Here is a 25,352-nt window from a genome sequence, read left to right on the forward strand (position 1 = left end):
ATCCTGGAACAAGGTTTAGCGCGGCAATGGTTAACAACAGGTTAGCGCGGAAAAGAAATTCTCAGGCAGCTGATCCGCCCACCGTCAGGCCGCCAATCATCAGCGTGGGCTGGCCCACGCCGACCGGTACCCATTGCCCCTGCTTGCCGCAATTACCCATGCCGGGGTCCAGCGCCATGTCGTTTCCGATGGCGCGGACCTGCCGCAGCGCGGTGGCCCCGTCGCCGATCAGCGTGGCGCCGCGAATCGGATCGCCGACCACGCCATCTTTCACGCGATAGGCCTCGGTGCAGCTGAACACGAACTTGCCATTGGTGATGTCGACCTGCCCGCCGCCAAAGCCGACGGCATAGATGCCATCCTTCAGGTCGGCCAGAATCGCCGCCGGCTCGGCATCGCCGCCGGGCATATAGGTATTGGTCATGCGTGGCATGGGCGTATGGGCAAAGCTTTCGCGACGACCGTTGCCGGTCGGGGCCACGCCCATCAGCCGGGCATTCTGCCGGTCCTGCATATAGCCCACCAGAATGCCGTCCTCGATCAGCACGTTGCGGGCAGGGGGCGTACCCTCGTCATCGACGGACAGGCTGCCGCGACGGTCGGGAATGGTGCCGTCATCGACCACGGTGACACCGGGGGCGGCCACACGCTGCCCCATCAGCCCGGCAAAGGCCGAGGCTTTCTTGCGGTTGAAATCACCCTCCAGCCCGTGACCCACGGCCTCGTGCAGCAGGATGCCGGGCCAGCCGGGGCCAAGCACCACGTCCATCACCCCCGCAGGCGCCGGAACCGAGCGCAGGTTGACCAGCGCGATGCGAAGTGCCTCGTCCACCAGGCCGCGCCAATGGGCGGGATCCACCAGCCCGTCAATGCCGATCCGACCACCGCCACCGGCATGACCGGATTCGCGGCGGTCATTGTTTTCGACGATGACTGCGACATTCAGTCGCGCCATGGGGCGGATATCGGTGACCAGACCGCCCTCGGGGCGCAGAATCGCCACCTCTTGCAGCGAGGTCGAGATCGAGGCGGTGACCTGCACCACCCGCGGATCGGCGGCGCGGGCATAGGCGTCGATTGCGCGCAGGGTTTCGATGCGGCGGGCAATGGTGACATTTCCGGCCGGGTCAAGCGGCGCGTAAAGATCGGGGCCGCGCGGCGCCGGCGGATCGGCCAGAATGCCACCACCCGCGCCCACGGCCAGTCGCGCGGTTTCGGCGGCACGGCGCAGCGCTGGCAGCGAAATATCGGTCGAATGGGCATAGCCGGTCACCTCGCCGCGAACGGCGCGCAGGCCAAACCCCTGCTGGGCGGTATAGCCCGAATTCCGCAGCCGGCCATCGTCGAACACCAATGTCTCGGCGGTCGAGCGTTCCATGAACAACTCGCCATCCTCGGCCCCGGCGACCGCATCCTGCAAAATCGCCAGTGCGGCATCGCGGTCCAGGTGATCTTCGAAGGGGGAAAAGGGCTTGCGCGGCATGGAAAGGTCCTTTTGGGCCGGAAAATTCGTTGCCAAGACATTCCTACGTCTTGCCGGATCGGCTGAGATATGGTCATAGAACGGTCACTGAGCAAGGAAAAGGGGCGGCCGGTGGCGGCCCTTGACCCATGCGCGGCCCGCCGGCCGCGCCAAGGCAACGGGATGGGACGATGGCAAAAGCGATGATTCGCCGTGCAACCGCGGCAGTAACAGGTTTCGCGGCGGGTGGATTGGCGGCGACAGCCGGCTTTGCGCAAGACGTGCTGGGCGAGCTGCCGACAATCGGCAAGCCCGTGAATGGCGCGATGGGCTTTCAGCCGGCAGTGACCGAGATCGCCCAACAGCAGCAATGGCTGGATCACTTCGTGCTGGTGATCATCGCGGTGATCACCGTGTTTGTCTGCGCGCTGCTGCTGATCGTGATCCTGCGCTATAACAGCCGGGTGAATCCGGTTCCGGCCAAGTTCACCCACAACACCCCGATCGAGATCGCCTGGACGCTGGTGCCGGTGCTGATCCTGATCACCATCGGTGTCTTTTCGCTGCCGCGACTGTTCTATTCGCAGGAAATGCCGGCGAACCCCGACCTGGTGATCAAGGCCATCGGCAACCAGTGGTACTGGTCCTATGAATATCCCGATAACGGCCTCAGCTTCGACAGCATCATGCTGGCCGAGGACGAACTGGCCGATTACGGCTATGCGCCCGACGAACATCTGCTGGCGACCGATACCGCCGTTGTCGTGCCGGTGGGCAAGGACGTTCTGGTTCAGGTCACCGCCAACGACGTGATCCACGCCTGGACCGTCCCGGCCTTTGCCGTCAAGCAGGATGCCGTGCCGGGCCGGATCGCGCAGCTGTGGTTCAATGTCGAAAAAGAGGGCATCTATTTCGGCCAGTGCAGCGAGCTTTGCGGCATCAACCATTCCTACATGCCGATCGTGGTAAAGGCCGTTTCGCAGGACAAGTTCGAGGCCTGGGTCGCCGAGCAGGGCGGCACGCTGGGTGACGAAGAGGCCGTTGCCGAGGCCGAGGTGCCCGCCGGCGCCGCAGCCGCGGCCGAGGTCTCGGTCGAGGAAGTCGCCGCCGAAGAGGCTGCTGAAGAACCCGCCGCCGAAGGCGAAGCCGCGCCGGCCGGCAACTGAACCGGCCGATGGCGGATATTCACACATATGAAGGCGCCCCCGAGGCAGAGTTTGGCGACTATGTCGCGCTGTTGAAGCCTCGGGTCATGTCGTTGGTGGTGTTCACGGCCTTTGTCGGGCTGTGGATCGCGCCGGTGCATGTCCATCCTTTCGTGGCCTTCTGCGCGGTGCTGTTCATCGCGCTTGGCGGCGGTGCGTCGGGCGCGCTGAACATGTGGTATGACGCCGATATCGACGCGGTCATGCGCCGCACGGCGGGCCGGCCGATCCCGGCTGGCCGAGTCGCCCGCCCCGAGGCGCTGGCCGTCGGGCTGGCGCTGTCGGGCCTTTCGGTGATGATGCTGGGGCTGGTCGCGAACTGGTTCGCGGCCGGGTTTCTGGCCTTTACCATCTTCTTCTATGCCGTGGTCTATACGATCTGGCTGAAACGCTCGACGCCGCAGAACATCGTGATCGGCGGGGCGGCAGGCGCCTTCCCCCCGATGATTGGCTGGGCCTGTGCGACGGGTGGGATCAGCCTTGAATCGGTGCTGATGTTTGCGCTGATCTTCTTCTGGACGCCCCCCCATTTCTGGGCGCTGGCGCTGTTCATGAAGGAAGATTACCACAAGGCCGGCGTGCCGATGCTGACCGTTACCCACGGCCGCGCGGCGACACGCCGCCACATCTTTGCCTATACGCTGGTGCTGGCGCCTTTCGCGATCTGGCTGGGGCTGACCTCGGTTGGCGGGGCGTTCTACATGGCCGTTTCGGTGCTGCTGAACGCATTGTTCATCCTGGGCGGCTGGCGCATCCTGAAGCGGGACGAGGTCGCGGCCGAGGCCGATGGCTATGGCGTCGAGAAGCGTTATTTCAAACTGTCGCTTTACTATCTGTTCCTGCATTTCCTTGCGCTGCTGGTTCAGCACTGGATCGGAGGAGGCTGGTAGATGGCGCTGCATACCGAACATGAAATTCACCGCCGCCGCCGGTCGCGCAATGTCGGCCTGGGGCTGGTGCTGATCGCCTTTGTCGTCCTTGTCTTTGCCTTGACCATCGTGAAGGTGCAGAGTGGTGACATGATGGAAGGGTTCGACCATCAGCCGCGCGTCTCGGAACTGCCGCGCGAAGAGCCGGCGTCCCAAGAACCCGCGACCGAAGCCGCGCCCGCAGTCACCGCCGCGCCGGAGGACAGCCAATGACCCGTGAAAAGCGCACAGTAAGCATGCTGGTCGGCGTCGTGGTGCTGATGGGGGCGCTGTCCTGGGCTGCCGTGCCCTTCTATAACTGGTTTTGCAAGGTGACCGGCTATGGCGGCACCACCCAGGTCGCCGAAAAGCCCTCGGATACGGTCATCGACGAGGTGGTGCGCGTCCGCTTTGACGCGAATGTCGACAACAATCTCGACTGGACCTTCCGTCCCATGCAGAACAAGATGGAACTGAAGATCGGCGAGAACGCATTGGCCTTTTACGAGGCGATCAACACCTCGGACCAGCCGATCACCGGCACCGCCAGTTTCAATGTGGCGCCCGAGGTGGCCGGATATTACTTCATCAAGGTCGAATGCTTCTGCTTTACCGAGCAGACATTGCAGCCGGGCGAGCGGATCGAAATGCCGGTCAGCTTCTATGTCGACCCGGAACTGGTGGGCGACCGCGACGCGAAATGGGTGCGGGACATCACCTTGTCCTATACCTTCCACCGCACGGAACCCAAGCAGGCAGCGCTGGACGCAGCGCCCGCCGAAGCCGTAAACTGACGAATAAAAGGAACGACGGGGCTGAACATGGCGCACGCGAAGAACCACGACTACCATATCCTACCGCCGTCGATCTGGCCGTTGATCGGCGCCGTATCGACATTCGTCATGCTGTTCGGTGGCGTGATGTGGATGCAGGATCATGGCCCCTGGATGTTCCTGATGGGCCTGGCCGGTGTTCTTTACACGATGTTCGCCTGGTGGGCTGACGTCGTCCACGAAGGCGAAGAGGGCGACCATACTCCGGTTGTCCGCATCGGCCTGCAATACGGCTTCATCCTGTTCATCATGTCCGAGGTGATGTTCTTTGTCGCCTGGTTCTGGGCCTTCTTCAAGAACGCGCTTTATCCGATGGGGCCGGACAGCCCGATCAAGGACGGCGTCTGGCCGCCCGCCGGGATCGAAACCTTTGACCCCTGGCATCTGCCGCTGATCAACACGCTGATCCTGCTGCTGTCGGGCGTTGCCGTGACCTGGGCGCACCATGCCTTTGTCCATGACAATGACCGCAAGACCACGATCCGGGGCCTGGCCATCGCTGTTGTGCTGGGCGTGTTCTTCACCATCCTTCAGGCCTATGAATACAGCCACGCGGCCTTCGGTCTCAGTGGCAACGTCTATGGCGCCGTGTTCTTCATGGCCACGGGCTTCCACGGTTTCCACGTGATCATCGGGACCATTTTCCTGCTGGTCTGCCTTGTCCGCTTCCAGCGTGGTCAGATGACGCAGGAAAATCATGTCGGCTTCGAGGCCGCTGCCTGGTACTGGCACTTCGTCGACGTGGTCTGGCTGTTCCTGTTCTTCGCGATCTATATCTGGGGCCGCTAAGCAGCGCTGCCACGAATAAATTGAACCGAGGCGCGGGGGAAACTCCGCGCCTTTCTTCTTGGTGATGTCGGGATACGGCTTCGCCGGCCCTTGTGAGAGAAGCGGTCATTCACGTCGGTCAGAAGGAAAGGCTGACCGCATTTGCGCGCATCCATCGCCAGCCCCGAAAGCCACCGATCGCGAGGATCAGGCAGATGATCGGGACGATCCAGCCGGCCACAAGCCGGGCGATTCCGATTCGGGTTTGCCCGGCCAAATGCCATTCAATGTATGACAGCAGGGCATTTGCATCCAGGAATACAGCGCAGAGCAGCAACGCGATGTGTATCCATGCCGCATGCCCTGAGCGTCGTCGAAAAGCCAATGCGATCAGCAAAATGGCTGCTGTTGCCCTGAGGCCCAACATCACTGCGTCGGGGTCAGGTTGAACTTAAGCCATCAGTGCCAGCAACGCCGCATTCGCGCCCATCAGAAGAACGGGCAGGCCTGACATGCGAACGGCTTCTTTCGCACTGGCCGCATCTTTAACAGCGATCCAGTAACCGAATAACTTTGGTCCAGACATCTCGCGCAGCCCCTTGTAAAACAACAAAGGTCTGCGACCTTATGATGCGTGATGTCGGAATGGTATACTGATCATTCGCAACAGACGTGGCGCCCGCACCGCCCAGGACTGCCGGCGCGCAGCAACGCGCTGTGCGGGTGCGGGTGCAGGCCTTGTGTCGGGTTCAAGATCGGTCCCAAGCGGCATGACCGATCCTTTCCGCCCCTGCCGGACGGGTTATCTGCGCAATGCCATGCGCCTTGCTGCGCGCGAAGGATCACGCAGCACGCCGCCTCTGGCACAGCCCCGCAATCGGGCCTAGAACGCTGCCATGAAACGCTATCTTTTCCCCCTGATCCTCGGTGTCCTTGGCACGGCGATCCTTGTCTGGCTTGGCGTCTGGCAGTTGCAACGCCTTGACTTGAAAGAGGATATGCTGGCCCGCATCCAATCCCGCATCGACGCCGCGCCGGTGCCGCTTCCCGCGAATCCCGATCCGTCAATGAAATACGACCCGGTCACCGTCAGCGGCATGACCACCGGTGAGGAAATCGACGTGCTGTCGGGCACCAAGGAACAGGGCGGCGGCTATCAGATCGTGTCCGGTTTCGTCACCGATGACGGACGGCGGATCATGGTCGATCGCGGTTTCGTCCCGCAGGACGACCGCCATGCCCCCCGGCCACCTGTCCGGTTGGACATCACCGGCAACCTTCACTGGCCCGACGAAAAAGGCAGCAGCACGCCCGACCCCAACCTGTCGGAAAACATCTGGTTCGCCCGCGACGTGCCCGCCATGGCGGCGCAACTGGGAACGCAGCCGATCCTGGTGGTTGCCAGTTTCGTGCGGGGCGACGCGCAAGGGGTGCAACCCATTCCCGTCGCGATCGAGGGTATCCCCAACAACCACCTCTCTTATGCCGTGCAATGGTTCATGATCGCGGTGGCCTGGGCGGGGATGACAGCCGGTCTGATCTGGCGTATCAGGCAGCGCAAATACTAGGGGATAGCGGATGCGTTACGTCTCGACGCGGGGTGAGGCCCCGGTTCTGAACTTTGAACAGACCATGCTGACCGGGCTTGCCCGCGATGGCGGTCTGTATCTGCCCGAGACGGTGCCGGCCCTGTCCGATATCGGCGCGATGGAAGGCCTGTCCTATGAGGATGCCGCCTTCCGCGTACTGAAACCCTTTACTGGTGACAGCTTTTCCGACGACGAATTGCAAGGCGCCATCGCCCGCGCCTATGCCGGTTTCCGCCATGTCGCCCGCGCGCCACTGATCCAGCTTGCCCCCGGCCATCACTTGCTTGAACTGTTCCACGGGCCAACGCTGGCCTTCAAGGATTTCGCCATGCAGCTGATCGGCCAGCTGTTCCAGATCGCACTGGCGCGCAGTGGCCAACGCATCACCATTGTCGGCGCGACCTCCGGCGATACCGGCAGCGCCGCGATCGAGGCCTTCCGGGGCCTGCCCAACGTGGATGTGTTCATCCTTTACCCGCATGGCCGCGTCAGCGAGGTGCAGCGCCGCCAGATGACCACGCCCGACGATGCCAATGTGCATGCGCTGGCGCTGAACGGGCATTTCGATGATTGCCAGGCCCGGCTGAAGGATCTGTTCAACGACCATGCCTTCCGCGATCAGGTCGGGCTGGCTGGCGTGAACAGCATCAACTGGGGCAGGGTGCTTGCCCAGATCGTCTATTACGTCACCTCTGCCGTGTCGCTTGGCGCGCCCCATCGCGAGGTCGATTTCACCGTCCCCACCGGAAATTTCGGCGATATCTTCGCCGGCAGCATCGCCCGCGCCATGGGCGTGCCGATCCGCCGGCTGGTGGTGGCGACCAATCAGAACGACATCCTGCACCGCGCCCTGACCACGGGCGAATACCGCATGGGCGAGGTTCACCCCTCGATCAGCCCCAGCATGGATATCCAGATCAGTTCCAATTTCGAACGCGCGCTGTATCTGGCCTATGGTGGCGATGCGGGCGCGATCCGGCAGTTGATGGCGGAACTGAAATCCGGCGGCTTCACCATCAGCCAGGGCGCGCTGCACAGCCTGCGCGATCAATATGTCTCGGGCCGGGTCAGCGAGGACGAGACCCGCGACATGATCGCCACCATCCGTCAGGAAACCGGCCAGATCATCTGCCCTCATACCGCTGTCGGCGTGAAGGTTGCCCGCGATCATATCGAACCGGGCGTGCCGATGATCACGCTGTCGACGGCCCATCCGGCGAAATTCCCCGATGCGGTGCAGGCCGCCATCGGCACCCGCCCGGACCTGCCGCCGCATATGGCGCAGATTTTCGACTTGCCCGAACGTGTCACACGGGTTGAAAACGACAATGCGGCACTTAAATCGCTGATCCTTGAACGGAGATCCGCTTGACCCAGACCGACCCCAACCTTCGCATTTCTACCCTGCCCAACGGGCTGCGTGTCGTCACGCGGCTGATGCCGGGGCTGCATTCGGCCGCGCTTGGGGTCTGGGTCGGCGCGGGCGGGCGCGATGAACGGGTCGAACAGAACGGCATCGCGCATTTCCTGGAACATATGGCCTTCAAGGGCACGGCGCGGCGCAGCGCGGTCCAGATCGCCGAAACGATCGAGGACGTGGGTGGCTTCATCAACGCCTATACCTCGCGCGATGTGACGGCCTATTACGCCCGTGTGCTGCAAAGCGATGTCGATCTGGCATTCGACGTGATTTCCGACATCGTCATGAACCCGGTTTTCGACCCGCGCGAGATCGAGATCGAACGCGGCGTGATCTTGCAGGAGATCGGTCAGGCGCTGGATACGCCCGATGATGTGATCTTTGACTGGCTTCAGGAAGCCGCCTACCCCGATCAGGCCATCGGCCGCACGATCCTTGGCCCGGCCGAACGCGTCAGCGGCTTTTCCCGCAACGATCTGTCAGGCTTCGTCACCGAACATTACGGGCCGGGCCAGATGATCGTCGCGGCCGCCGGTGCCGTCGATCACGACCGGATCACCCGCCTGGCCGAAGCCGCATTTGGCCACCTATCCCCGCGCCATTCCGCCCAACGCGACCCGGCCCGCTGGCAGGGCGCCGAGGCGCGTCACCTGAAACCGCTGGAACAGGCCCATTTCGCGCTGGCGCTGGAAGGGCCGGGCTATCGCTCGGATGATTTCTACGCCGCCCAGATCTTCGCCAATGCGCTTGGCGGGGGCATGTCCTCGCGCCTGTTCCAGAAGATCCGCGAGGAACGTGGCCTGTGCTACACGATCTTCGCACAGTCGGGGTTTCACGACGATACCGGCATGCTGACCATCTATGCCGGCACCGGGGCCGAGGATATCCACGACCTCGCCACCCTGACCATGGACGAGCTGCGCCGCGCGGCCGACGGCCTGACCGAGGCCGAGATCGCCCGCGCCAAGGCGCAGCTGCGCGCCGGCCTGCTGATGGGGCTGGAAAGCCCCTCGAATCAGGCCGAGCGTCTGGCCCGGACCCTGGCGATCTGGGGACGTGTCCCCGATGCGGCCGAGGTCGCCGCCCGTATCGCCGCCGTCTCGGCCGTCCAGATCCGTGATCACGCGCAACGGCTGCTGTCCAATCCGCAGCCCGCGCTGGCGCTATATGGCCCCGTCGATGCCGCCCCATCGCGTCAGGCGCTTGCCGAAAGGCTTGCCGCCTGATGTTCCTGCGCCGCCGTCCGGTCCGTCTGGAAGCCGAGCGGATCATCCTGCGCCTGCCTGCCCATTCCGATTTCGCTGCCTGGACGGCCCTGCGCCAGAAAAGCCGCGATTTCCTCACCCCCTGGGAACCGGTCTGGGCCGATGACCACCTGACCCGCAAAAGCTTTACCAACCGGGTCTACTGGGCCCAACGCGCCAGCAAGGGCGGCACGGCGCTGCCGCTGTTCATCCTGCGCCGCGACGGCTTGCTGGTGGGGGCGATCACGCTGGACCATATCCGCCGTGGCCCGGCGCAGATGGGCGTGATCGGCTATTGGATCGGCCAGCCCTTCGCCCGCCAGGGCTATATGCGCGAGGCGATCCGCGCCGTCACCCACCATGCCTTTACCGCGCTGGACCTCAGCCGGGTCGAGGCCGCCTGCCTGCCAGAAAATGCCGCCTCGCGCGGGGTGCTGGAACAATGCGGCTTCAAATACGAGGGCGTCGCCCAAAGCTTTCTGCAAATCAACGGCCGCTGGCGCAATCATGTGCTTTACGCCAACCTGCGCGGCGACCGGCGCGGCCGCACCGAAGTGCGCTAGTCCCGCAGGCTCTGCCCGACCTCTCCATCAGCCGTGTCCAAATATCCCCGCCGGAGGCATCCGAGGACGCCTGCTTACGCGCCATCAAAGGCACTCAGCGCGTGCACGTCCATCCCCAGGTTTTCCAGTCGCGCCCGGCCGCCAAGTTCTGGCAGGTCGATGACAAAGGCGCAGCCGATCACCTCGGCGCCAAGCCGCTGACACAGCTTGATTCCGGCCTCGGCGGTGCCGCCCGTCGCCAGCAGATCATCGACGATCAGCACGCGCTCGCCCGGTTTCAGGGCGTCGTCATGGATCTCCATCACCGCCTCGCCATATTCCAGCTGATAGGCCTCGGAAATCACCGGGCCGGGCAGCTTGCCCTTCTTGCGGATCGGCACGAAACCCGTCGACAGTTGATGCGCGATCGCACCACCCAGGATGAAACCGCGCGCCTCCAGCCCGACCACCTTGTCGATCGGCATCCCGGCATAGGCGTGCAGCAACTGGTCGATGGCCATGCGAAAACCGCGCGCATCGGCGAACAGGGTGGTCACATCGCGGAACATGATCCCCTCATGCGGGAAATCGGCGATGGTGCGGATATATTCCTTGACGGTTTTCGTCATTTCGGGCGGTCCATCTCGAACAGGTCGGTGACGGCGGTATAGTCCTTGTAGCCCAGACGGGCCAGCCAGCCACCGGCGGGGCGCGGGTCGAACCGGCCCTCACTGATGCAATCGTCGCGCAGATGCACGCCCGTCACCACGCCGAAAACGGCGAAATTCGCCTCGCCCGCAAGCCGGACGATCTGCGTCATCCGGCATTCAAGCGCCGCCACCGCATCGGCCACGCGCAGGCAGTCGATGGTCCGGCAGGCCGCCGAGGGAATGCCCGCCGCCTCGAACTCGCTGGTCGCCGCGGGCAGGGGGGCGGATGAGGCATTCATCCGCTGCCGATCATCACCTGCGGCGATATTGACGCAAAAGACGCCGGTTTCCGCGATCTGGGCCACGCTGTCCTTGGTGCCCTTGCGATCGGGCTTGGCCCCGGTCGAGGCGAACATCACCTGTGGCGGCACATATGCGACCGCGTTGAAAAAGGAATAGGGCGCCAGATTGTCGCCGGTCCCGCCCTTGGTCGAGATCCAGCCGATAGGCCGGGGCGCGACAATGGCGTTGAAAGGGTTGTGGGGCAGGCCGTGTCCGGCCTCGGGCTGATAGAACATTCGTGGCTCCCTCGTATTCGCGCCACGATGCCATCGCTTTGACCGCGCTGCAATCTTTCACGTCATCGGTGGATTTTACGGCATGCAGGGTTCAGTCCACGCGCCTGTCGTGGTAATCGGCCGCCGAGACCGGATGAAAGGCACATGTATCAGATCAGACCCGAAACCGAGGCCGATTTTCACGAGGTCGAGGCGCTTTACGACCTGTGTTTCGCGCCGGGCCGGACGGCGCTGTCGTCCTATCGGCTGCGCGATGGCGTGCCGAAGGTGGCCGATCTGTGCCTGACGCTGCGCACACAGGATCAGATCCTGCTGGCGGCGATCCGCTATTGGCCGGTGCGCGTGGGCGGGCGCAAGACGCTGCTGCTGGGGCCGATCGCCGTGCACCCGACCGCGCAGGGCGAGGGGCTGGGTGCGCTGCTGATGCTGCAAAGTCTGAAACAGGCAGCCATTGCCGGCTGGTCGCGGGTGATGCTGGTGGGGGACGCGCCCTATTACAGCCGGTTCGGTTTCGTGCGGCTGGACGGGGTGGAAATGCCACCGCCGACCAATCCCGACCGGGTGCTTGGTTTGGAACTTTGGGATGATGCCTGGGTTGATGTCAGGGGCAAGGTGACGCGCGAGGACGGCCCGATATCCGAGGCAGGACTGGCGGAATAGCCCAAAGCCCCCATATCTGCAAAGGGCCGACCCCGGCCCGACAACAGGAATGGATTGTGGATGACGGCTTTGCAGCAGCATGTTCTGCCCCCCATCAACGACCCCTCGGTGCATGCCGAGATTGACCGGCTGGCCCGGCGCTATGTCGATGCGGGCGGGTTTGGGATGGATATCCTGAACACCATCGGCACCAGCGCCGAACATCTGATCGAACGCTTGCCGGCTGTTGTCCGGGGGCGGCTGGATCAGTTGACACGCAGCGGGCTGACCCGTGCTTTCAATGCCGCCGGCAGCTCGCGCCGCGTGTTGCGCGACCGGGGCGAGTGGTTCAACCGCATGCTCAGCACCGCATCCGGCGCGGCGGGCGGCCTTGCCGGGCTGCCCGGCGCCGTGGTCGAACTGCCTTTCACCATCACCACATTTCTGCGCGCCATGCTGGAAATCGCTGAAGAACACGGCTTTGACCCCGAATCCGACGAGGTGCGCACCGAATGCCTGCGTATCTTCGCCGCCGGCGGCCCCATGGCCGAGGATGACGGCGCCGATCTGGGCCTGCTGGCCGCGCGGATGTCGATCACCGGACAGACGGTGCAGGGGCTGATCGCCCGTGTCGCGCCCCGCTTTGCCGCGGTGCTGGGGCAAAAGCTGGCCGCGCAGGCCACACCGATCTTTGGTGCGGTGGCCGGTGCCTCGATCAATTATACCTTTGCGCGCTATTATCAGGAACTGGCGCGGGTTCATTTCGGCATCCTGCGCCTGTCCCGCGAAACCGGAATCCCGGCCGAGGCGCTGACCGAGGCCTTGCGCCTGTCGATCGAGCGGATCCAGGCCCCCCGCCGTCTGCGCCGGGCCTGAAGGCGGTATTGCGCCGCCCGGTGCACATAATCGCTGAGGCCGCCTTTCGACGCCGGCGTGATCGGGCTATGTGCACGCCATAGTTGTCCGGAGCCCGTTTCATCATGTCCGATCAGAACGCCACCCAATCCGAACCCACCGGTCCGGCCAGCCTGGGCCGGCTGCTTGTCATCTATGCCGTCACGCTGATCCTTGGGGTGGCGGTTGGCTATGGCATGCTGTGGGCACTGGCGACCTATACACAGATTACCTATCCGGGCGGGCTGATGGTGCTGATCGTGATGATGTATGCGCCGGTGCCAGCGGGGAATGACTATTTCAAGCAGACCGGCCAGGAACCTGGCTGGGGCTATGCGCTGAAATTCGGGCTGACCTCGACCTTGCTGTTGCTGATGGCGCTGCTGGCCGCATGGCAGGGGGGCTATCTGGACCGTGCGCTTTACCAGATCGACGGCTATGCCATGCAGAACGGCATGGTGGGCCGGGCGCTGATGCCGCTTTTGCTGGTCGTCGGTGGGTTCGGCCTGTTCTGCAACACGCTGATGCTGTGGGCCGCTGGGCGCGGTCAGGTCAAGCGCAAGGCCCGCGAGCTTGCAAAGGCCGCCAAAAGCAGCTGAGCCGCCACTGACCCGCCGCCGGCCCGCCACTGACCCATCGTCAACCGGCCTCGCCCTCGTCCCCGTCGGCTTGCAGCGTCAGTGGGGCGGCCGGGGCATCCAGATCGTCGGTGCCAAGCGCGGCCGAAGGGCGCGCCAGCCGCGGCCGGGTGATCCACAGCAGCCGTTCCTGCGCGCGGGTGATGGCGACATAGGCCAGCCGCTTCCACAGGGGAATGCCCGCCTCGGTCCGGTTGGACCAGGCGGCGGCGCTGATATCGGGGCCAAAGACCTGCACATCGGGCCATTGACTGCCCTGGGCCTTGTGGATCGTGACCGCCGCGCCATGCAGGAAGGCCGCGCCCATATGTGCGGCGGATGCGATGAACGGCTCTTCGATATCGGGCATCTCGATCTTGATGATGCTGGCCGCTGACAGGCGCGGATCCTCTGCCCCGATCACGTGCAGACGCGAAAAGCCCGGCTTTTTGCCCGGCCCCAGATAAACGACCTGCGCGCCCTTGATCAGGCCCCGCGCCTCAAGGTCGATACGCTTCTTGCGGTGCTTCAGCGGCAGTTCCAGCCCGTCGCAGATCAGCGGCTCGCCCGGCAGCAGGGCGTCGCCCGGTGCGCCATAAGCCATGCGGAAAGCGTGGATCAGCCGTATGCGGGTGGCGTTGCGCCAGACCAGAACCGGGCTGCGCGCCATCAGGTCGCTTTCCACGCGCTCGGCCCAGATCACGCGGGGATCGCTGGCCGCCGCCTGGCGGATCAGGCGTTCGAACCCGGCGAAATCCAGCGCCTCGTCGGCAAGCGCATGGGCCAGATCCAGGATCGGGCTGTCGCCTGCCTGCCGGTGAATGCGATTCAGGATCAGCTTTTGCGAGTTGGCCAGCCGGTCAAAGACCATCTCGCCCGACTGGCCGACCGGGGCCAGCTGCGCCGGATCGCCGAACAGGACCAGCGTGGGAAAGATCTCGCGCAGATCCTCGAACTGGCGTTCGTCCAGCATCGAGGATTCGTCGATCAGCCCGACATCCAGCCCATCCTCGCGCCGTTTCCAGCCCTTGATGAAATCCGATCCCCGCAGCCCCGCCGCCGCCAGCGCGCCGGGAATGCTGGCATGCTGATCGTAAAAGGCCTTGGCCCGGTCCAGCGCGTCGTCGGTCAACCCCTCGACCTTGGGACGCTCGCCATTGCCGGCCAGCCAGTCGGCGATTTTTTCATATTCTGGGTCATAGACCGGGGTATACAGAATGCGGTGGATCGTGGTCGCCGGGACGCCGCGCATGCGCAACACGAAAGCCGCCTTGTTGGTCGGGGCCAGAATGGCGACGGTGCGGCGGTCCTTGCGGCGCTTGCCCTCGTAATCGCCGCTGATCACCTCGACCCCGGCTTCGCGCAGGGCGCGGGTGATCTGGGCCAGCATCAGGGTCTTGCCTGACCCGGCCTTGCCGATCACCGCCATCACCCGACCCTTGCCGGGCTGGGGCGGCATGATTTCCTCGGCGGTCAGGTCGATGCCGGCGCTGGCAAAGGCTTCGGCCAGCGCGTCCCAGGCTTCGGCCTGATCGGGGGAAAGGGTGGGCACGGCGGCAAGGGCAGTCATGCCCCCTGATAGACCGCGCCGACGGGAAAGCGAAGGGTGCGGCATCATTTCCTCGCATGCGCCTGTGGATGGTCTATGATGCCGCCGGGAGGCGCCGCCATGATCGAGCTGTTCTTCATTACCTGCCTGGCCACCGCGCCGGATGTCTGCCAGCCCCACAGCCTGCTGTTCGAGGAACGAAACGGGCTGTTCACCTGCCTGCTGGAAGGTCAGAACGAGCTGGCCCGATGGGTCAATGCCCATCCGAATGACCGGGTGAAGGAATGGAAATGCCGCTATGCCGCAACCGACGGGCGCAAGATCTGAGCCGCGCGGATCGTGTTGACTTCGCGCAGTCCGGCGCATAGCGGGCGCGCATTACCCGTGAGGATCTTTCAGATGTGTGCCAATTCCCCTTCGTCCCGCGACTTCACCCGTTTTCGCCATCGGTGGGAAATGCCGATGATCTGGCTGTCGGTGGCGATCACGGTCCTGGCCTTTGCCATCGGGCTGACGCTGACGCTGATGGGCCATTCGGGGTTGGTCGAGGCGGGCATGACCGAGCAGGATGCCACCGATCTGCTGGATACGTCTTCCTTCGTGCTGCTGCTGCCGCTGGCGCCGCTTGCCTTCTTTATCTATCGCTTCTACATGGCCGCGCAGGCCAAATCGAACGCGATTCTCGTCGGCCCGCAGCAATTTCCCCAGCTTTTCGCATTGTATCAGGATCTGGGTCAGCGGCTGGACATGCGCCGGATGCCCCGACTTTACCTGACCAATGGCAATGGCGTGGTGAACGCCTATGCGTTGGAATGCAATCGCCGCAACCGCTATGTCGTCATCCATGCCGAGATCGCGATGCTGCTGCCGACCGCGCCCGATGTGGTCGAGTTCGTGCTGGCGCATGAATTGGCGCATCACAGGCTGCGGCATGTCTCGCTGTGGCGCATCGTCATTGGCATGGTGCCGAACCTGATGCTGCTGCCGGGCCTGGCCACAACCCGCGCGCAGGAATATTCCGCCGACCGGCTGGCGATGGCCGTCTGCCCGAACCACGCCCTCGCCGTTCGCCTGCTGGCCGTCGGCCCCTGGATGCATCAAGGCGTCGACGCCGATGCCTGGGCTGCGCAATGCGAGGCCGAGCATCGCGAATTCTGGGTCCGCGCCAGCAACGCCATGTCCAGTCACGCCGTCATGGTCAAGCGATACAAGGCCCTGCGCGACATCGAGTGCGAGGGCTTTGCGCGTCATGGCGAGATGTTCTGACCCGGACAGCCGCAGAGCATGGGCTTGCACAATCTGGCGTTGATCGACGGGATGTCAGGCAAGGTCCGCAGCATCCCGTCACTGCCTATCTGACGGGCAGTTTTGCGCTTTACGCAAAGTTAACTTGCTGTCACGCTGTCTGAAATTACGACGAGAAAATGGGGAGTTGGTGCGATGACTGACCTGACTGGGGCCGCCGGCGCCGCCGGACGATCTGTGCCGAAATGGAGGCGGCAGGACACAACCTGGATGCTCAGCCTGTTCGGCACCGCCGTTGGCGCCGGCATCCTGTTTCTGCCGATCAATGCGGGCATCGGCGGCTTCTGGCCGCTGGTGGTCATGGCCATTCTGATCGGCCCGATGACCTATCTGTCACACCGGGCGCTGGCGCGGTTCGTCTGTTCGGCCGATGACCCGAACAAGGACATCACGGCCATCGTCGCGGATTATTTCGGCCCCGGTGCCGGGCGGGCGATCACCTTGCTGTATTTTCTGGCGATCTATCCGATCGTGCTGATCTATGGCGTGGGCATCACCAATACCGTCGGCAGCTTTATCCAGAACCAGCTGGGCATGACGCCGCCACCGCGCTGGCTGCTTTCGGGCATTCTGGTCGCGGGGATGATGGCAGTCATGCTGGCGGGGGAAAAGACCATGCTGGCGGTGACGCAATGGCTGGTCTATCCGCTGGTCGCGATCCTGATCTTCCTGTCGCTTTATCTGATCCCGCAATGGAACCTGGCCGCCATCCGGCAGGTGACGCCGCTTGGCCAGTCGCTGCATGTCATCTGGCTGACCATCCCGGTGCTGGTCTTTGCCTTCAACCATTCACCCGCCATCTCGCAATTCGCCTGCGCGATGAAGCGTGACCATGGCCGCGATGCCGCCGCGAAATCGGACCAGATCCTGAAGAATACCTCGATCATGCTGGTCGGCTTTGTGATGCTGTTCGTCTTTTCCTGCGTCCTGGCACTGAGCCCGCAGCAATTGGCCGAAGCCAAAGTGCAGAACCTGCCGGTGCTGTCCTATCTGGCCAATGTGAATGACAGCCCCTTCATCAGCTATTTCGGCCCGCTGGTTGCCTTCGTGGCGATCGTGTCCTCGTTCTTTGGCCATTATCTCGGCGCGACCGAGGGGTTGCGGGGGATCCTGCGCGGTTCGGTGGCCAGGGACGAAAGCGCCATGCCGGACAGCCGGCTGAACGCGCTGATCGCCGGGTTCATGTTCGTGACGACCTGGGCCGTGGCGGTGCTGAACCCCAGCATCCTGGGCATGATCGAGACCCTGGGCGGCCCGGTCATTGCGGCGATCCTGTATCTGATGCCGATGTATGCCATCCACAAGATCCCGGCGCTGGCGCCCTATCGTGGCAAGCTGTCGAATATTTTCGTGGTGATCATGGGCCTGATCGCGGTCAGCGGCATCCTTTACGGGCTGTTCTAGGCGACCGCGCCCGTCGGGCCTTGGGCGACGAAAAAGGGCGGGGATTTCCCCGCCCTTTGTGTCATTCCGTGCTGCCTGCGATCAGCGGCGGCCGGCTTCCAGCGCGTCCTCGAAGGTGCGCAGCCCGGTGGTCGGGGCCTGCACCAGAACGGCCATGTTGCCGGGTTTGTGCTGGTTCTTGTACATTTTGGTATGCGCCGCCGGGATTTCCGCCCAGGGGAAAACCTCGGACATGCAGGGGTCAAGGCGGCGTTCCAGCATCAGCTTGTTGGCCGCTGACGCCTGTTTAAGATGGGCGAAGTGGCTGCCCTGGACGCGTTTCTGATGCATCCACAGATAGCGCACGTCAAAGGTGCAGTTGAAGCCGGTGGTGCCGGCGCAGATCACAACCATGCCGCCCTTCTTGCAAACCAGGGTCGAGACCGGGAAAGTCGCTTCGCCGGGATGCTCGAACACGATATCCACGTTATTGCCCTTGCCAGTGATGGCCCAGATGGCGGCGCCGAACTTGCGCGCCTCGTTGAACCATTCCTTGTATTCGGGCGTGTTCACCGTGGGCAGTTGCCCCCAGCAATTGAAATCCTTGCGGTTGATCACGCCCTTGGCGCCAAGGCCCATGACGAAATCGCGCTTGTCCTCTTCGCTGATGACGCCGATGGCATTGCCGCCGGCCGCGTTGATCAACTGGATCGCATAGGAACCCAAACCACCCGACGCGCCCCAGACCAGCACGTTCATGCCCGGCTTCAACTCATGCGGTTCATGGCCGAACAGCATGCGATAGGCGGTGGCCAGCGTCAGGGTATAGCAGGCCGATTCTTCCCAGGTCAGGTGACGTGGGCGCGGCATCAGCTGCTGCGACTGGACGCGGGTGAACTGGGCGAATGACCCATCCGGCGTCTCGTAGCCCCAGATGCGCTGCGTCGGTGAATACATCGGGTCGCCGCCGTTGCATTCCTCGTCGTCGCCATCGTCCTGGTTGCAATGGATCACGACCTCGTCGCCGACCTTCCAGCGCTTCACCTTTTCGCCCACGGCCCAGACAATGCCCGAGGCATCCGACCCGGCGATGTGATAGGGCTGCTTATGCACGTCGAACATGCTGATCGGCTTGCCCAGGCCCGCCCAGATGCCGTTATAGTTGACGCCCGCCGCCATCACCAGAACCAGCACCTCGTTGCTGTCCAGCGTGGGGACGTCGACGACCTCCAGCTGCATGGCCTGTTCCGGCTCGCCCTGCCGCTCGCGGCGGATGGCCCAGGCATGCATCTGCTTGGGCACATAGCCAAGCGGAGGCATTTCGCCGATGTCGTAAAGATCCTTCTCGGGCGCGTCATAGGCCGCAATCGGGGTCGGGGCATCAAGGGCCATGTCAGTTCTCCTGTCTCGTGCTGCGATGCAGAATTGCAGCGGCTTTTGCGCTTTGCTAATGCAGCAAGCGCAACATTGCAACAGTCAGAAGGTCTAATTTGTAACTTTATGTCGTGCGGGATTGCGTGCGAGCCGATTTTTCCTGCTGCGGCTGCAAAGGCTTTAGGCCAAGCAGCACAAGCCTGGTGAAATTGTTCCGCTCGGCCAGTTTGTGAATCAGGATCGGCAGGGCCAGACCGGCGGCGATTCCCGCGATCATCTGAAGCCACAGGATGTCCATGCCGATTCCCTCCAGCAAGCGGCGCATCAGCGAGGTTCCGAACACGTGGTAAAGATAGATGGTAAAGGACATGGCGCCGATCCCGTCCAGCCACCTGATCCGGGGCAGGGCCAGCATGGCCAGCACACAGCCGCCTGTGGCGCTGATCAGGCTTTGCAGGTCGCGGCGGTCGGATGAGAACATGCCTGTTTCTTGCAGCACACGCAGGTTCCACAGGCTGCCCACGATCAGCAGGATCAGCGCTGCCAGCGCCAGCGGCCAGCGATGGGCCAGGATCCGGCTGCGATGCCGCCAGATCAGGACCCCGATGATGAAATAGGGCATCAGCATCATCGCCCCATCAGCCGAGAAAAGATCATCGGGCACGCCAATACCGGACAGCGATAACAAGACCGCCCCGACCAGCGCGAAAGGCGCGATTTTGCCTCTGGTCAGGCTGTCCAAGGGCGCATAGACGACAAAAATCAGCAGAATGGACTGCAAAAACCAGAAATGGGCATAGCCGGTGATCAGGGGCCGCAGATAGTGGTTGCTGACCTCAAGACTGGTATGCCCCAGCTTCGATGACAGTTCGAACGCGGCCATTGCGACAAGTCCCGGCAGTACCAGCCGGCGCAGCTTGCCACGAAAAAAACTGCCCAGCCCCGATGGTTCGGGCGGTTTCATGGCGAAAACCATACCTGCGATCAGCGCAAAAAGCGGCATGCGCAGGTCGACAAAGAAATCCGCAAACAATCGCAACGGCGCCGGATAGCCAATCCTCAGCCCGGCATCCGGCCCGGCACCGATTACATGATAGGCGACCAGCAACAGGATCGCGATAGCACGGGCCGTTTCAATGGGAAGCTGATTGTTTCTGGCCGTAAAAAGGGTAGGGGCGAGAACGGCCATAAACTCTCCGACCGCAACGGGACGACAAAAACGATAGCCGAAAACAGAGGTTTCGGCAATCGCCCGCTGTTGGGGTCAGGCTATATATATCGACAAGCCGGACCGAGACGCCCCCCCCCGCGCCGACGTCCATCCGATTGGCGGGCGGCGTATTGCCGCGCCGCAGCGAATTGACGGCGCATCAATCTTTCTGTATCGCTGCTTCGACTGAAAGATTATTGCGAGGCGCTGTTTCATGACCCAGAAGGACAAACCCTGGCTGTTCCGCACCTATGCCGGCCATTCCACGGCGGCGAAATCGAATGAGCTTTACCGGACGAACCTGTCCAAGGGTCAGACCGGCCTGTCCGTTGCCTTCGACCTGCCCACCCAGACCGGCTATGACAGCGATCACGTCCTGGCGCGCGGCGAGGTCGGCAAGGTCGGCGTGCCGGTTTGCCATCTGGGCGACATGCGGGCGTTGTTCGACCAGATCCCGCTGGAACAGATGAACACCTCGATGACGATCAATGCCACCGCGCCCTGGCTTTTGGCGCTGTATATCGCCGTGGCCGAGGAACAAGGCGCCGATGTCAGCCAGTTGCAGGGCACCGTCCAGAACGACCTGATCAAGGAATATCTGTCACGCGGCACATATATTTGCCCGCCCAAGCCAAGCCTTGCGATGATCACCGACGTGGCGGCCTATACGCGGCAGCATCTGCCCAAATGGAACCCGATGAATGTCTGTTCCTATCACCTGCAAGAGGCCGGGGCGACGCCCGAACAGGAACTGGCCTATGCGCTGGCAACAGGCATCGCGGTGCTGGATGACCTGAAAACCAAGGTGCCTGCCGAAAGCTTCCCGGAAATGGTCGGGCGGATCAGCTTTTTCGTGAATGCCGGCATCCGTTTCGTGACAGAGATGTGCAAGATGCGCGCCTTTACCGAGCTGTGGGACGAGATCACCGCAGAACGCTATGGCATCGAGGACGAGAAATATCGCCGCTTCCGCTATGGCGTGCAGGTCAACAGCCTTGGCCTGACGGAACAGCAGCCGGAAAACAACGTCTATCGTATCCTGCTGGAAATGCTGGCGGTGACGCTGTCGAAAAACGCCCGCGCCCGCGCGGTGCAATTGCCCGCCTGGAACGAGGCGCTTGGCCTGCCGCGCCCCTGGGATCAGCAATGGTCGCTGAGAATGCAACAGATCCTGGCCTATGAAACCGACCTGCTGGAATATGCCGACCTGTTCGACGGCAACCCGGCAATTGCCGCGAAGGTCGAGGAGTTGAAGGCCGGGGCGCGGGCGGAACTGGCCACGCTGGATGATATGGGTGGGGCGATCGCGGCGATCGACTACATGAAATCGCGGCTGGTCGAATCGAATGCCGAACGGCTGAACCGGATCGAGGCGAATGAAACCGTGGTGGTCGGCGTGAACCGCTGGCAGCAGGGCGAGCCGTCGCCGCTGACGGCGGGTGATGGCGGCATCATGGTCGTCGACCCGGCGGTCGAGTCCCAGCAGGTCGCCCGCCTGCAATCCTGGCGCGCAGATCGCGACGAGGCTGCGGTCAAGGAAGCACTGGCCGCATTGCGCGAGGCCGCGCAGAATGGGCGGAACGTCATGCCACCCAGCATTGCGGCGGCAAAGGCGGGCGTCACGACCGGCGAATGGGCTGGTGTCATGCGTCAGGTCCATGGCGAATATCGCGGACCGACGGGCGTGTCGGCCTCACCCTCGAACCGGACCGAGGGGCTGGAGGATATCCGCGACGCCGTCGATGCGGTCAGCGCCCGTCTTGGCCGGCGTCTGAAATTCGTGGTCGGCAAGCCGGGCCTCGACGGCCATTCCAACGGTGCCGAACAGATCGCCTTTCGCGCCCGCGATTGCGGGATGGATATCACCTATGAAGGCATCCGCCTGACGCCGGAACAGATCGTCACCCGCGCACGCGACGAAAATGCCCATGTCGTCGGTCTGTCGATCCTGTCGGGCAGCCATCTGCCACTGATCGAAGAACTGATGACCCGGATGCGCGAATCGGGGCTGACGCATATCCCGGTGATCGTGGGCGGCATCATCCCTGATGAGGATGCAGCCCGGCTGCGGGCGATGGGTGTCGCGCGTGTCTATACGCCGAAGGACTTTCAACTGAACACCATCATGATGGATATTGTGGCCCTGGTCGAACCCGGCGCGGTCGCCGCCTGAACACCTGTCCCGCCCGTCGCGTCGTCGCATGGGTATTGGGTCGAGAAAGAAACTGCGAAAATGCGCCCCGGCCAACCGGGCCGGCGGGCCCGAATGGGATGTTTCACCCGATGACCGGGGCGGCTTCTCTCTCGGCGGTCATCGGCTCCCCAGCCTGTACCGCGATTCGCATCATGTTCGACAAGTGTTAAGATCCGACTAAGCTTCTTTCTCGTGCAAATACCCAATAGCGCCCAGGCCGGGCGCCCCGTTCGCCAATGGGACGTTCCTGCGGTCGCTCGCCTGTAGGCCAGGTCGGGGCAGGGGCGCTGCGGTGCTTAGTCTCGCAGCAACAAAGCCAGCGCGGCGACCGTGGCGGCGATGCCGGGCAGGATGATCGCACCGGGCAGGCTTTGGCCCAGCAACGCTTCGAGCGCGATCACCCAGGCCGGCGTCAGATAGGTATAGGCCATGACTTTGGCCGCTGGCAGTCGCAGGGTTGCATATTGCACCAGAACCAGGGTTGCGGCGCTGGCGAACACGGCCACATAGATCAGTGTTACCCAGACGATGGCGGGCAGGTTGGCCCAATCCGTTGCCCGGATCGCACCCCAGCCCCAGATCGTCAACAAGACCGCACCGGCGGTGAGCGTGCCCAGTGTAAAGACGGCGGCGTTTTCGCCCCGATCCAGCTTGCGCACCAGCGGCGTATAAAGCGCGTGGAAGGTGCAGCCCAGCAGATAGACCGCCTCGCCTCGCCCGAATTCCAGCCGCGCCATGGCGGCCAGATCACCACGAAAGATCACCCAAAGCGCGCCGATCCCGCCAAGGGTCAGCGCCATCGCCATGCGCAGCGTCATCCGCTGGCGCATCAGCAGCCAGCCGAAAAAGGCCGACATCACCGGGGTCAGGGTAAAGACCGCCGCGGCAGATACGGCGGGGGCGGTTTTCAGGCCCTCGAACATCAGCACGAAATAGGCCGAGAACACGGCGCCCAGCAGCACGTTGCGCCAGGGTGCGGACATTGGCTGGCCTGTGGGCGCCGGCCGCATCGCCAGGATCACGCCGCCGATCACCCCTGCCGCCAGCACAAAGCGTGCCGCCGTGATCGCGGCCGGGTCGATCAGGTTCGCCGACCGCACGCCCAGGCTGAACGACCCGGCAACAAGCGCGGAAAACAACAGCATCGCCGCATGTCCACGCAGCGATTCGCGCCTTGTCTGGCTGGTTTGCGCAGTTGCCGTCATGCGGATCTGCGGCGCAGCAAGCGCCCGTCGATCAGCGCCAGACCACCACCGATCAGTGCCATGCCGCAGAATTGCGCGGCTGACAGGGTCTCGTTCAGTAACAATACGCCCAGCAGGATGGCCGAGATCGGCACCAGGAAGGTGACCAGCGACAGGTTGGTCGCGCCGGCATGGGCGAGGATGCGGAAATACAGCACATAGGCCAGGCCCGTGCAAAGCCCGCCCAGCATCAGCACCGCCAGCCAGACCCGTGCGGGGACGCCCGCAGATGGCAGCCCGTCCACCATGGCGGCCAAGGGCAGAAGGATCAGCGTCGATCCGCTGACCATTCCGGCGGCGGTCACCACCGGATCGACCCCCATGGCGCGAAAGCGCCGCCCAAAGGCGCCGGCGAAGGCATACGAAATCGCGGCGCACAGGATCGCCAGCTGCGGCAGCACGGCATTGCCCAGCCCCGACAGCGTATCCAGACCGATCATCACCGTCACGCCGCCCAGCCCCAGCACCACACCTGCCAGTTTCTGGATCGTGGCTTTCTCGTCGGTCAGAAACAGCGCCGCGACGATCACCGTCCAAAGCGGGGTCGTGGCATTCAGGATCGAGGCCAGCCCCGAGGGGATCGCTGTCTGACCCCAGACGATCAGGCAGAATGGGATGACATTGTTCAGAAGGCCCATGACCAGAAAAGCGGCCCAGATCGCAGGGGCATGCGGGACATGCCGTCCGGTTACGGCGACGATCGCCCAGAGGATCAGCGCTGCCGTACCGACACGCAGTGTCACGATGGTCAGGACAGGCAGCCCCGTGACCGCCACTGCGACCAGAAAGAACGACCCGCCCCAGATCGCCGACAGCAACAGCAGTTGTGTCCAGTCCGAGCCGTTCATGCTCATCCCGGCGGGCGCGGTCGTCTGTTTCAGGCTCATGCCCGGCCCAGCATGTAGAATTCCTGATTGGGAGGGATGTCGCCGGCATTCACCAGCCGGTTCGACATGCCGAAAAAGGCGGCGATGGCGCCGATGTCCCAGATCTCATCAGCGCTAAAGCCTGCCTCGCGCAGCGCCTGGTGGTCGCCATCACCGATCTGCTGGGCATTCAGCGTGACCTTTTCGGCATAGGTCAGCATGGCGCGTTGACGGGCGGTCAGATCGGCCTTGCGCCAATTGATCGCCACCTGATCGGCAATCAGTGGGTTCTTGGCCCGGATGCGCAGGATGGCGCCGTGCGCCACCACGCAATACTGGCATTGATTGATGCCGCTGGTCGCCACGACGATCATTTCGCGTTCGGCCTTGCTGAGGCCCTCGTCACTGTCCATCAGCGCATCGTGATAGGCGAAAAAGGCGCGGAACTCGGCCGGGCGATGGGCCAGCGCCAGAAACACATTGGGGACGAAGCCCGATTTCTCCGCGACCTTCTCGATCGCCTGGCGGATGTCGTCGGGCAGGCTGGCGAAATCGGGAATGGGAAAGCGGCTGATGGGTTGGGCGGCGTTGGTCATGGCGGGTCCTCCTTCGGGGCAGATTGCGTCAACGGCGCGGGGGATGGAAGCGATGGCCGCCGCTGATCCATGCCGCATTCCGTCGGGCGAGGGGCTTGAAAATCGGGCGTGGCATTTGCGGCCGGTCTTGGATTTCGCCCGCTGGCTGGATTTCTGTACCAGGCTGTCGCCGCTTTCTGTCGGCGGTTCGTGCCGCGTCGAAGGATCGCTGCGATCGCAGCGATGGCCACGAGGTCGGGAATCGGCCGTTGATCCTTGCCGATCCCGATGGCCGTCAGCTGC

At 63.5% G+C, this 25,352-nt stretch carries 27 protein-coding genes; 16 read left to right on the plus strand and 11 right to left on the minus strand.

Going from position 1 to position 25,352, the window contains the following annotated elements; genetic code table 11:
- Positions 1-61: 61 nt before the first annotated feature.
- Complete coding sequence (gene tldD / locus FNJ84_RS08510) at positions 62-1,483, minus strand: metalloprotease TldD (RefSeq protein WP_143792644.1); 1,422 nt, start codon at positions 1,481-1,483, stop codon at positions 62-64.
- Positions 1,484-1,653: 170 nt separating this feature from the next.
- Here tldD and coxB point away from each other — a divergent pair, with 170 nt between their 5' ends.
- Genes coxB through FNJ84_RS08535 form a run of 5 tightly spaced genes read left to right on the plus strand, consistent with a single transcriptional unit; the run spans position 1,654 to position 5,197 of the window.
- Positions 1,654-2,628, plus strand: coding sequence for a cytochrome c oxidase subunit II (gene coxB, locus FNJ84_RS08515; protein ID WP_143792646.1), 975 nt, complete (start codon positions 1,654-1,656; stop codon positions 2,626-2,628).
- 8 nt (positions 2,629-2,636) lie between these two features.
- A complete protein-coding gene (cyoE, locus tag FNJ84_RS08520) occupies positions 2,637-3,557 on the plus strand; it encodes a heme o synthase (RefSeq protein ID WP_143792648.1) in 921 nt (306 codons plus the stop codon).
- Positions 3,558-3,809, plus strand: a complete 252-nt coding sequence (locus FNJ84_RS08525) for a hypothetical protein (protein ID WP_143792650.1) — start codon at positions 3,558-3,560, stop codon at positions 3,807-3,809.
- Positions 3,806-4,369 carry a cytochrome c oxidase assembly protein gene (locus tag FNJ84_RS08530; RefSeq protein ID WP_143792652.1) on the plus strand — a complete coding sequence of 188 codons (564 nt, stop codon included), beginning with the start codon at positions 3,806-3,808 and terminating at the stop codon, positions 4,367-4,369. Before FNJ84_RS08525 ends, FNJ84_RS08530 begins: the two co-directional genes overlap by 4 nt.
- Positions 4,370-4,396: 27 nt before the next feature.
- Positions 4,397-5,197, plus strand: a complete 801-nt coding sequence (locus FNJ84_RS08535; protein WP_143792654.1) for a cytochrome c oxidase subunit 3 — start codon at positions 4,397-4,399, stop codon at positions 5,195-5,197.
- A gap of 118 nt (positions 5,198-5,315) precedes the next feature.
- Here the strand turns inward: FNJ84_RS08535 and FNJ84_RS08540 are convergent, their stop codons facing one another.
- Both FNJ84_RS08540 and FNJ84_RS21950 read right to left on the minus strand, forming a co-directional pair.
- Complete coding sequence (locus FNJ84_RS08540; protein ID WP_143792656.1) at positions 5,316-5,603, minus strand: hypothetical protein; 288 nt, start codon at positions 5,601-5,603, stop codon at positions 5,316-5,318.
- Positions 5,604-5,627: 24 nt separating this feature from the next.
- The gene (locus tag FNJ84_RS21950) at positions 5,628-5,786 is read right to left on the minus strand and encodes a hypothetical protein (RefSeq protein WP_185968462.1); all 159 of its coding nucleotides are present in this window, start codon (positions 5,784-5,786) and stop codon (positions 5,628-5,630) included.
- Between the two features lie 286 nt (positions 5,787-6,072).
- Here FNJ84_RS21950 and FNJ84_RS08545 point away from each other — a divergent pair, with 286 nt between their 5' ends.
- Genes FNJ84_RS08545 through FNJ84_RS08560 form a run of 4 tightly spaced genes read left to right on the plus strand, consistent with a single transcriptional unit; the run spans position 6,073 to position 9,992 of the window.
- The gene (locus tag FNJ84_RS08545) at positions 6,073-6,744 is read left to right on the plus strand and encodes an SURF1 family protein (protein ID WP_143792659.1); all 672 of its coding nucleotides are present in this window, start codon (positions 6,073-6,075) and stop codon (positions 6,742-6,744) included.
- A gap of 10 nt (positions 6,745-6,754) precedes the next feature.
- A complete protein-coding gene (gene thrC / locus FNJ84_RS08550; protein WP_143792661.1) occupies positions 6,755-8,137 on the plus strand; it encodes a threonine synthase in 1,383 nt (460 codons plus the stop codon).
- Positions 8,134-9,411, plus strand: coding sequence for a pitrilysin family protein (locus tag FNJ84_RS08555; protein WP_255471110.1), 1,278 nt, complete (start codon positions 8,134-8,136; stop codon positions 9,409-9,411). The genes thrC and FNJ84_RS08555 overlap by 4 nt, the downstream gene beginning before the upstream one ends.
- Entirely contained in the window at positions 9,411-9,992 is a 582-nt protein-coding gene (locus tag FNJ84_RS08560) for a GNAT family N-acetyltransferase (protein WP_143792663.1), read from the plus strand. Before FNJ84_RS08555 ends, FNJ84_RS08560 begins: the two co-directional genes overlap by 1 nt.
- 74 nt (positions 9,993-10,066) lie before the next feature.
- Here the strand turns inward: FNJ84_RS08560 and FNJ84_RS08565 are convergent, their stop codons facing one another.
- Both FNJ84_RS08565 and FNJ84_RS08570 read right to left on the minus strand, forming a co-directional pair.
- Positions 10,067-10,600 carry an adenine phosphoribosyltransferase gene (locus FNJ84_RS08565; protein ID WP_143792665.1) on the minus strand — a complete coding sequence of 178 codons (534 nt, stop codon included), beginning with the start codon at positions 10,598-10,600 and terminating at the stop codon, positions 10,067-10,069.
- On the minus strand, positions 10,597-11,199 hold the full coding sequence (locus tag FNJ84_RS08570) for a flavin reductase family protein (protein WP_143792667.1): 603 nt from the start codon (positions 11,197-11,199) through the stop codon (positions 10,597-10,599). Before FNJ84_RS08570 ends, FNJ84_RS08565 begins: the two co-directional genes overlap by 4 nt.
- A 144-nt stretch (positions 11,200-11,343) precedes the next feature.
- Between FNJ84_RS08570 and FNJ84_RS08575 the strand changes: the two genes are divergently transcribed.
- The 3 genes from FNJ84_RS08575 (at position 11,344) to FNJ84_RS08585 (ending at position 13,331) form a co-directional block, all read left to right on the plus strand.
- A complete protein-coding gene (locus FNJ84_RS08575) occupies positions 11,344-11,859 on the plus strand; it encodes a GNAT family N-acetyltransferase (protein WP_143792669.1) in 516 nt (171 codons plus the stop codon).
- Between the two features lie 60 nt (positions 11,860-11,919).
- Positions 11,920-12,714 carry an EcsC family protein gene (locus tag FNJ84_RS08580; RefSeq protein ID WP_143792671.1) on the plus strand — a complete coding sequence of 265 codons (795 nt, stop codon included), beginning with the start codon at positions 11,920-11,922 and terminating at the stop codon, positions 12,712-12,714.
- A 104-nt stretch (positions 12,715-12,818) separates the two neighbouring features.
- Positions 12,819-13,331, plus strand: a complete 513-nt coding sequence (locus FNJ84_RS08585; protein WP_143792673.1) for a hypothetical protein — start codon at positions 12,819-12,821, stop codon at positions 13,329-13,331.
- Positions 13,332-13,371: 40 nt separating this feature from the next.
- On the opposite strand, the gene FNJ84_RS08590 is transcribed toward FNJ84_RS08585, so the two are convergent.
- The gene (locus FNJ84_RS08590; protein ID WP_143792675.1) at positions 13,372-14,919 is read right to left on the minus strand and encodes an ATP-dependent RecD-like DNA helicase; all 1,548 of its coding nucleotides are present in this window, start codon (positions 14,917-14,919) and stop codon (positions 13,372-13,374) included.
- 75 nt (positions 14,920-14,994) lie between these two features.
- Between FNJ84_RS08590 and FNJ84_RS08595 the strand changes: the two genes are divergently transcribed.
- The 3 genes from FNJ84_RS08595 to FNJ84_RS08605 all read left to right on the plus strand — a co-directional run bounded on the left by FNJ84_RS08595 (position 14,995) and on the right by FNJ84_RS08605 (position 17,607).
- Positions 14,995-15,225: a hypothetical protein gene (locus tag FNJ84_RS08595; RefSeq protein WP_255471112.1), complete on the plus strand. Its 231-nt coding sequence runs from the start codon at positions 14,995-14,997 to the stop codon at positions 15,223-15,225.
- A 72-nt stretch (positions 15,226-15,297) separates the two neighbouring features.
- Entirely contained in the window at positions 15,298-16,164 is an 867-nt protein-coding gene (locus FNJ84_RS08600; RefSeq protein WP_143792677.1) for a M48 family metallopeptidase, read from the plus strand.
- 174 nt (positions 16,165-16,338) lie between these two features.
- Entirely contained in the window at positions 16,339-17,607 is a 1,269-nt protein-coding gene (locus FNJ84_RS08605; RefSeq protein WP_143792679.1) for an HAAAP family serine/threonine permease, read from the plus strand.
- Between the two features lie 81 nt (positions 17,608-17,688).
- Here the strand turns inward: FNJ84_RS08605 and ccrA are convergent, their stop codons facing one another.
- Both ccrA and FNJ84_RS08615 read right to left on the minus strand, forming a co-directional pair.
- Complete coding sequence (gene ccrA / locus FNJ84_RS08610) at positions 17,689-18,978, minus strand: crotonyl-CoA carboxylase/reductase (RefSeq protein ID WP_143792681.1); 1,290 nt, start codon at positions 18,976-18,978, stop codon at positions 17,689-17,691.
- Positions 18,979-19,084: 106 nt separating this feature from the next.
- Positions 19,085-20,149, minus strand: coding sequence for an acyltransferase family protein (locus FNJ84_RS08615; RefSeq protein WP_143792683.1), 1,065 nt, complete (start codon positions 20,147-20,149; stop codon positions 19,085-19,087).
- A gap of 235 nt (positions 20,150-20,384) precedes the next feature.
- Here FNJ84_RS08615 and FNJ84_RS08620 point away from each other — a divergent pair, with 235 nt between their 5' ends.
- Complete coding sequence (locus FNJ84_RS08620; protein ID WP_143792685.1) at positions 20,385-22,343, plus strand: protein meaA; 1,959 nt, start codon at positions 20,385-20,387, stop codon at positions 22,341-22,343.
- 317 nt (positions 22,344-22,660) lie between these two features.
- Here FNJ84_RS08620 and FNJ84_RS08625 read toward each other — a convergent pair whose 3' ends face one another.
- Genes FNJ84_RS08625 through FNJ84_RS08635 form a run of 3 tightly spaced genes read right to left on the minus strand, consistent with a single transcriptional unit; the run spans position 22,661 to position 25,070 of the window.
- Complete coding sequence (locus FNJ84_RS08625) at positions 22,661-23,569, minus strand: DMT family transporter (RefSeq protein ID WP_143792687.1); 909 nt, start codon at positions 23,567-23,569, stop codon at positions 22,661-22,663.
- On the minus strand, positions 23,566-24,495 hold the full coding sequence (locus tag FNJ84_RS08630) for a DMT family transporter (protein ID WP_255471113.1): 930 nt from the start codon (positions 24,493-24,495) through the stop codon (positions 23,566-23,568). Before FNJ84_RS08630 ends, FNJ84_RS08625 begins: the two co-directional genes overlap by 4 nt.
- Positions 24,492-25,070: a peroxidase-related enzyme gene (locus tag FNJ84_RS08635; RefSeq protein WP_143792689.1), complete on the minus strand. Its 579-nt coding sequence runs from the start codon at positions 25,068-25,070 to the stop codon at positions 24,492-24,494. Before FNJ84_RS08635 ends, FNJ84_RS08630 begins: the two co-directional genes overlap by 4 nt.
- Between the last annotated feature and the right edge of the window lie 282 nt (positions 25,071-25,352).

This window comes from Paracoccus sp. M683 (assembly GCF_007096355.1).
In the GTDB taxonomy this organism is placed as follows: Bacteria; Pseudomonadota; Alphaproteobacteria; order Rhodobacterales; family Rhodobacteraceae; genus Paracoccus.

Excerpts from the sequence above, each read along its gene's own strand:
- FNJ84_RS08635 (WP_143792689.1), bottom strand. The coding sequence starts at position 25,070 with ATGACCAACGCCGCCCAACCCATCAGCCGCTTTCCCATTCCCGATTTC.
- FNJ84_RS08540 (WP_143792656.1), bottom strand. The coding sequence starts at position 5,603 with ATGTTGGGCCTCAGGGCAACAGCAGCCATTTTGCTGATCGCATTGGCT.
- cyoE (WP_143792648.1), top strand. The coding sequence starts at position 2,637 with ATGGCGGATATTCACACATATGAAGGCGCCCCCGAGGCAGAGTTTGGC.
- FNJ84_RS08570 (WP_143792667.1), bottom strand. The coding sequence starts at position 11,199 with ATGTTCTATCAGCCCGAGGCCGGACACGGCCTGCCCCACAACCCTTTC.
- FNJ84_RS08615 (WP_143792683.1), bottom strand. The coding sequence starts at position 20,149 with ATGGCCGTTCTCGCCCCTACCCTTTTTACGGCCAGAAACAATCAGCTT.
- FNJ84_RS08530 (WP_143792652.1), top strand. The coding sequence starts at position 3,806 with ATGACCCGTGAAAAGCGCACAGTAAGCATGCTGGTCGGCGTCGTGGTG.
- FNJ84_RS08575 (WP_143792669.1), top strand. The coding sequence starts at position 11,344 with ATGTATCAGATCAGACCCGAAACCGAGGCCGATTTTCACGAGGTCGAG.
- coxB (WP_143792646.1), top strand. The coding sequence starts at position 1,654 with ATGGCAAAAGCGATGATTCGCCGTGCAACCGCGGCAGTAACAGGTTTC.
- FNJ84_RS08620 (WP_143792685.1), top strand. The coding sequence starts at position 20,385 with ATGACCCAGAAGGACAAACCCTGGCTGTTCCGCACCTATGCCGGCCAT.
- FNJ84_RS08595 (WP_255471112.1), top strand. The coding sequence starts at position 14,995 with ATGATGCCGCCGGGAGGCGCCGCCATGATCGAGCTGTTCTTCATTACC.
- tldD (WP_143792644.1), bottom strand. The coding sequence starts at position 1,483 with ATGCCGCGCAAGCCCTTTTCCCCCTTCGAAGATCACCTGGACCGCGAT.
- FNJ84_RS08590 (WP_143792675.1), bottom strand. The coding sequence starts at position 14,919 with ATGACTGCCCTTGCCGCCGTGCCCACCCTTTCCCCCGATCAGGCCGAA.
- FNJ84_RS08525 (WP_143792650.1), top strand. The coding sequence starts at position 3,558 with ATGGCGCTGCATACCGAACATGAAATTCACCGCCGCCGCCGGTCGCGC.
- FNJ84_RS08605 (WP_143792679.1), top strand. The coding sequence starts at position 16,339 with ATGACTGACCTGACTGGGGCCGCCGGCGCCGCCGGACGATCTGTGCCG.
- FNJ84_RS08565 (WP_143792665.1), bottom strand. The coding sequence starts at position 10,600 with ATGACGAAAACCGTCAAGGAATATATCCGCACCATCGCCGATTTCCCG.
- ccrA (WP_143792681.1), bottom strand. The coding sequence starts at position 18,978 with ATGGCCCTTGATGCCCCGACCCCGATTGCGGCCTATGACGCGCCCGAG.
- FNJ84_RS08630 (WP_255471113.1), bottom strand. The coding sequence starts at position 24,495 with ATGAGCCTGAAACAGACGACCGCGCCCGCCGGGATGAGCATGAACGGC.
- FNJ84_RS08560 (WP_143792663.1), top strand. The coding sequence starts at position 9,411 with ATGTTCCTGCGCCGCCGTCCGGTCCGTCTGGAAGCCGAGCGGATCATC.
- FNJ84_RS08600 (WP_143792677.1), top strand. The coding sequence starts at position 15,298 with ATGTGTGCCAATTCCCCTTCGTCCCGCGACTTCACCCGTTTTCGCCAT.
- FNJ84_RS08625 (WP_143792687.1), bottom strand. The coding sequence starts at position 23,569 with ATGACGGCAACTGCGCAAACCAGCCAGACAAGGCGCGAATCGCTGCGT.
- thrC (WP_143792661.1), top strand. The coding sequence starts at position 6,755 with ATGCGTTACGTCTCGACGCGGGGTGAGGCCCCGGTTCTGAACTTTGAA.
- FNJ84_RS08585 (WP_143792673.1), top strand. The coding sequence starts at position 12,819 with ATGTCCGATCAGAACGCCACCCAATCCGAACCCACCGGTCCGGCCAGC.
- FNJ84_RS08580 (WP_143792671.1), top strand. The coding sequence starts at position 11,920 with ATGACGGCTTTGCAGCAGCATGTTCTGCCCCCCATCAACGACCCCTCG.
- FNJ84_RS08545 (WP_143792659.1), top strand. The coding sequence starts at position 6,073 with ATGAAACGCTATCTTTTCCCCCTGATCCTCGGTGTCCTTGGCACGGCG.
- FNJ84_RS08535 (WP_143792654.1), top strand. The coding sequence starts at position 4,397 with ATGGCGCACGCGAAGAACCACGACTACCATATCCTACCGCCGTCGATC.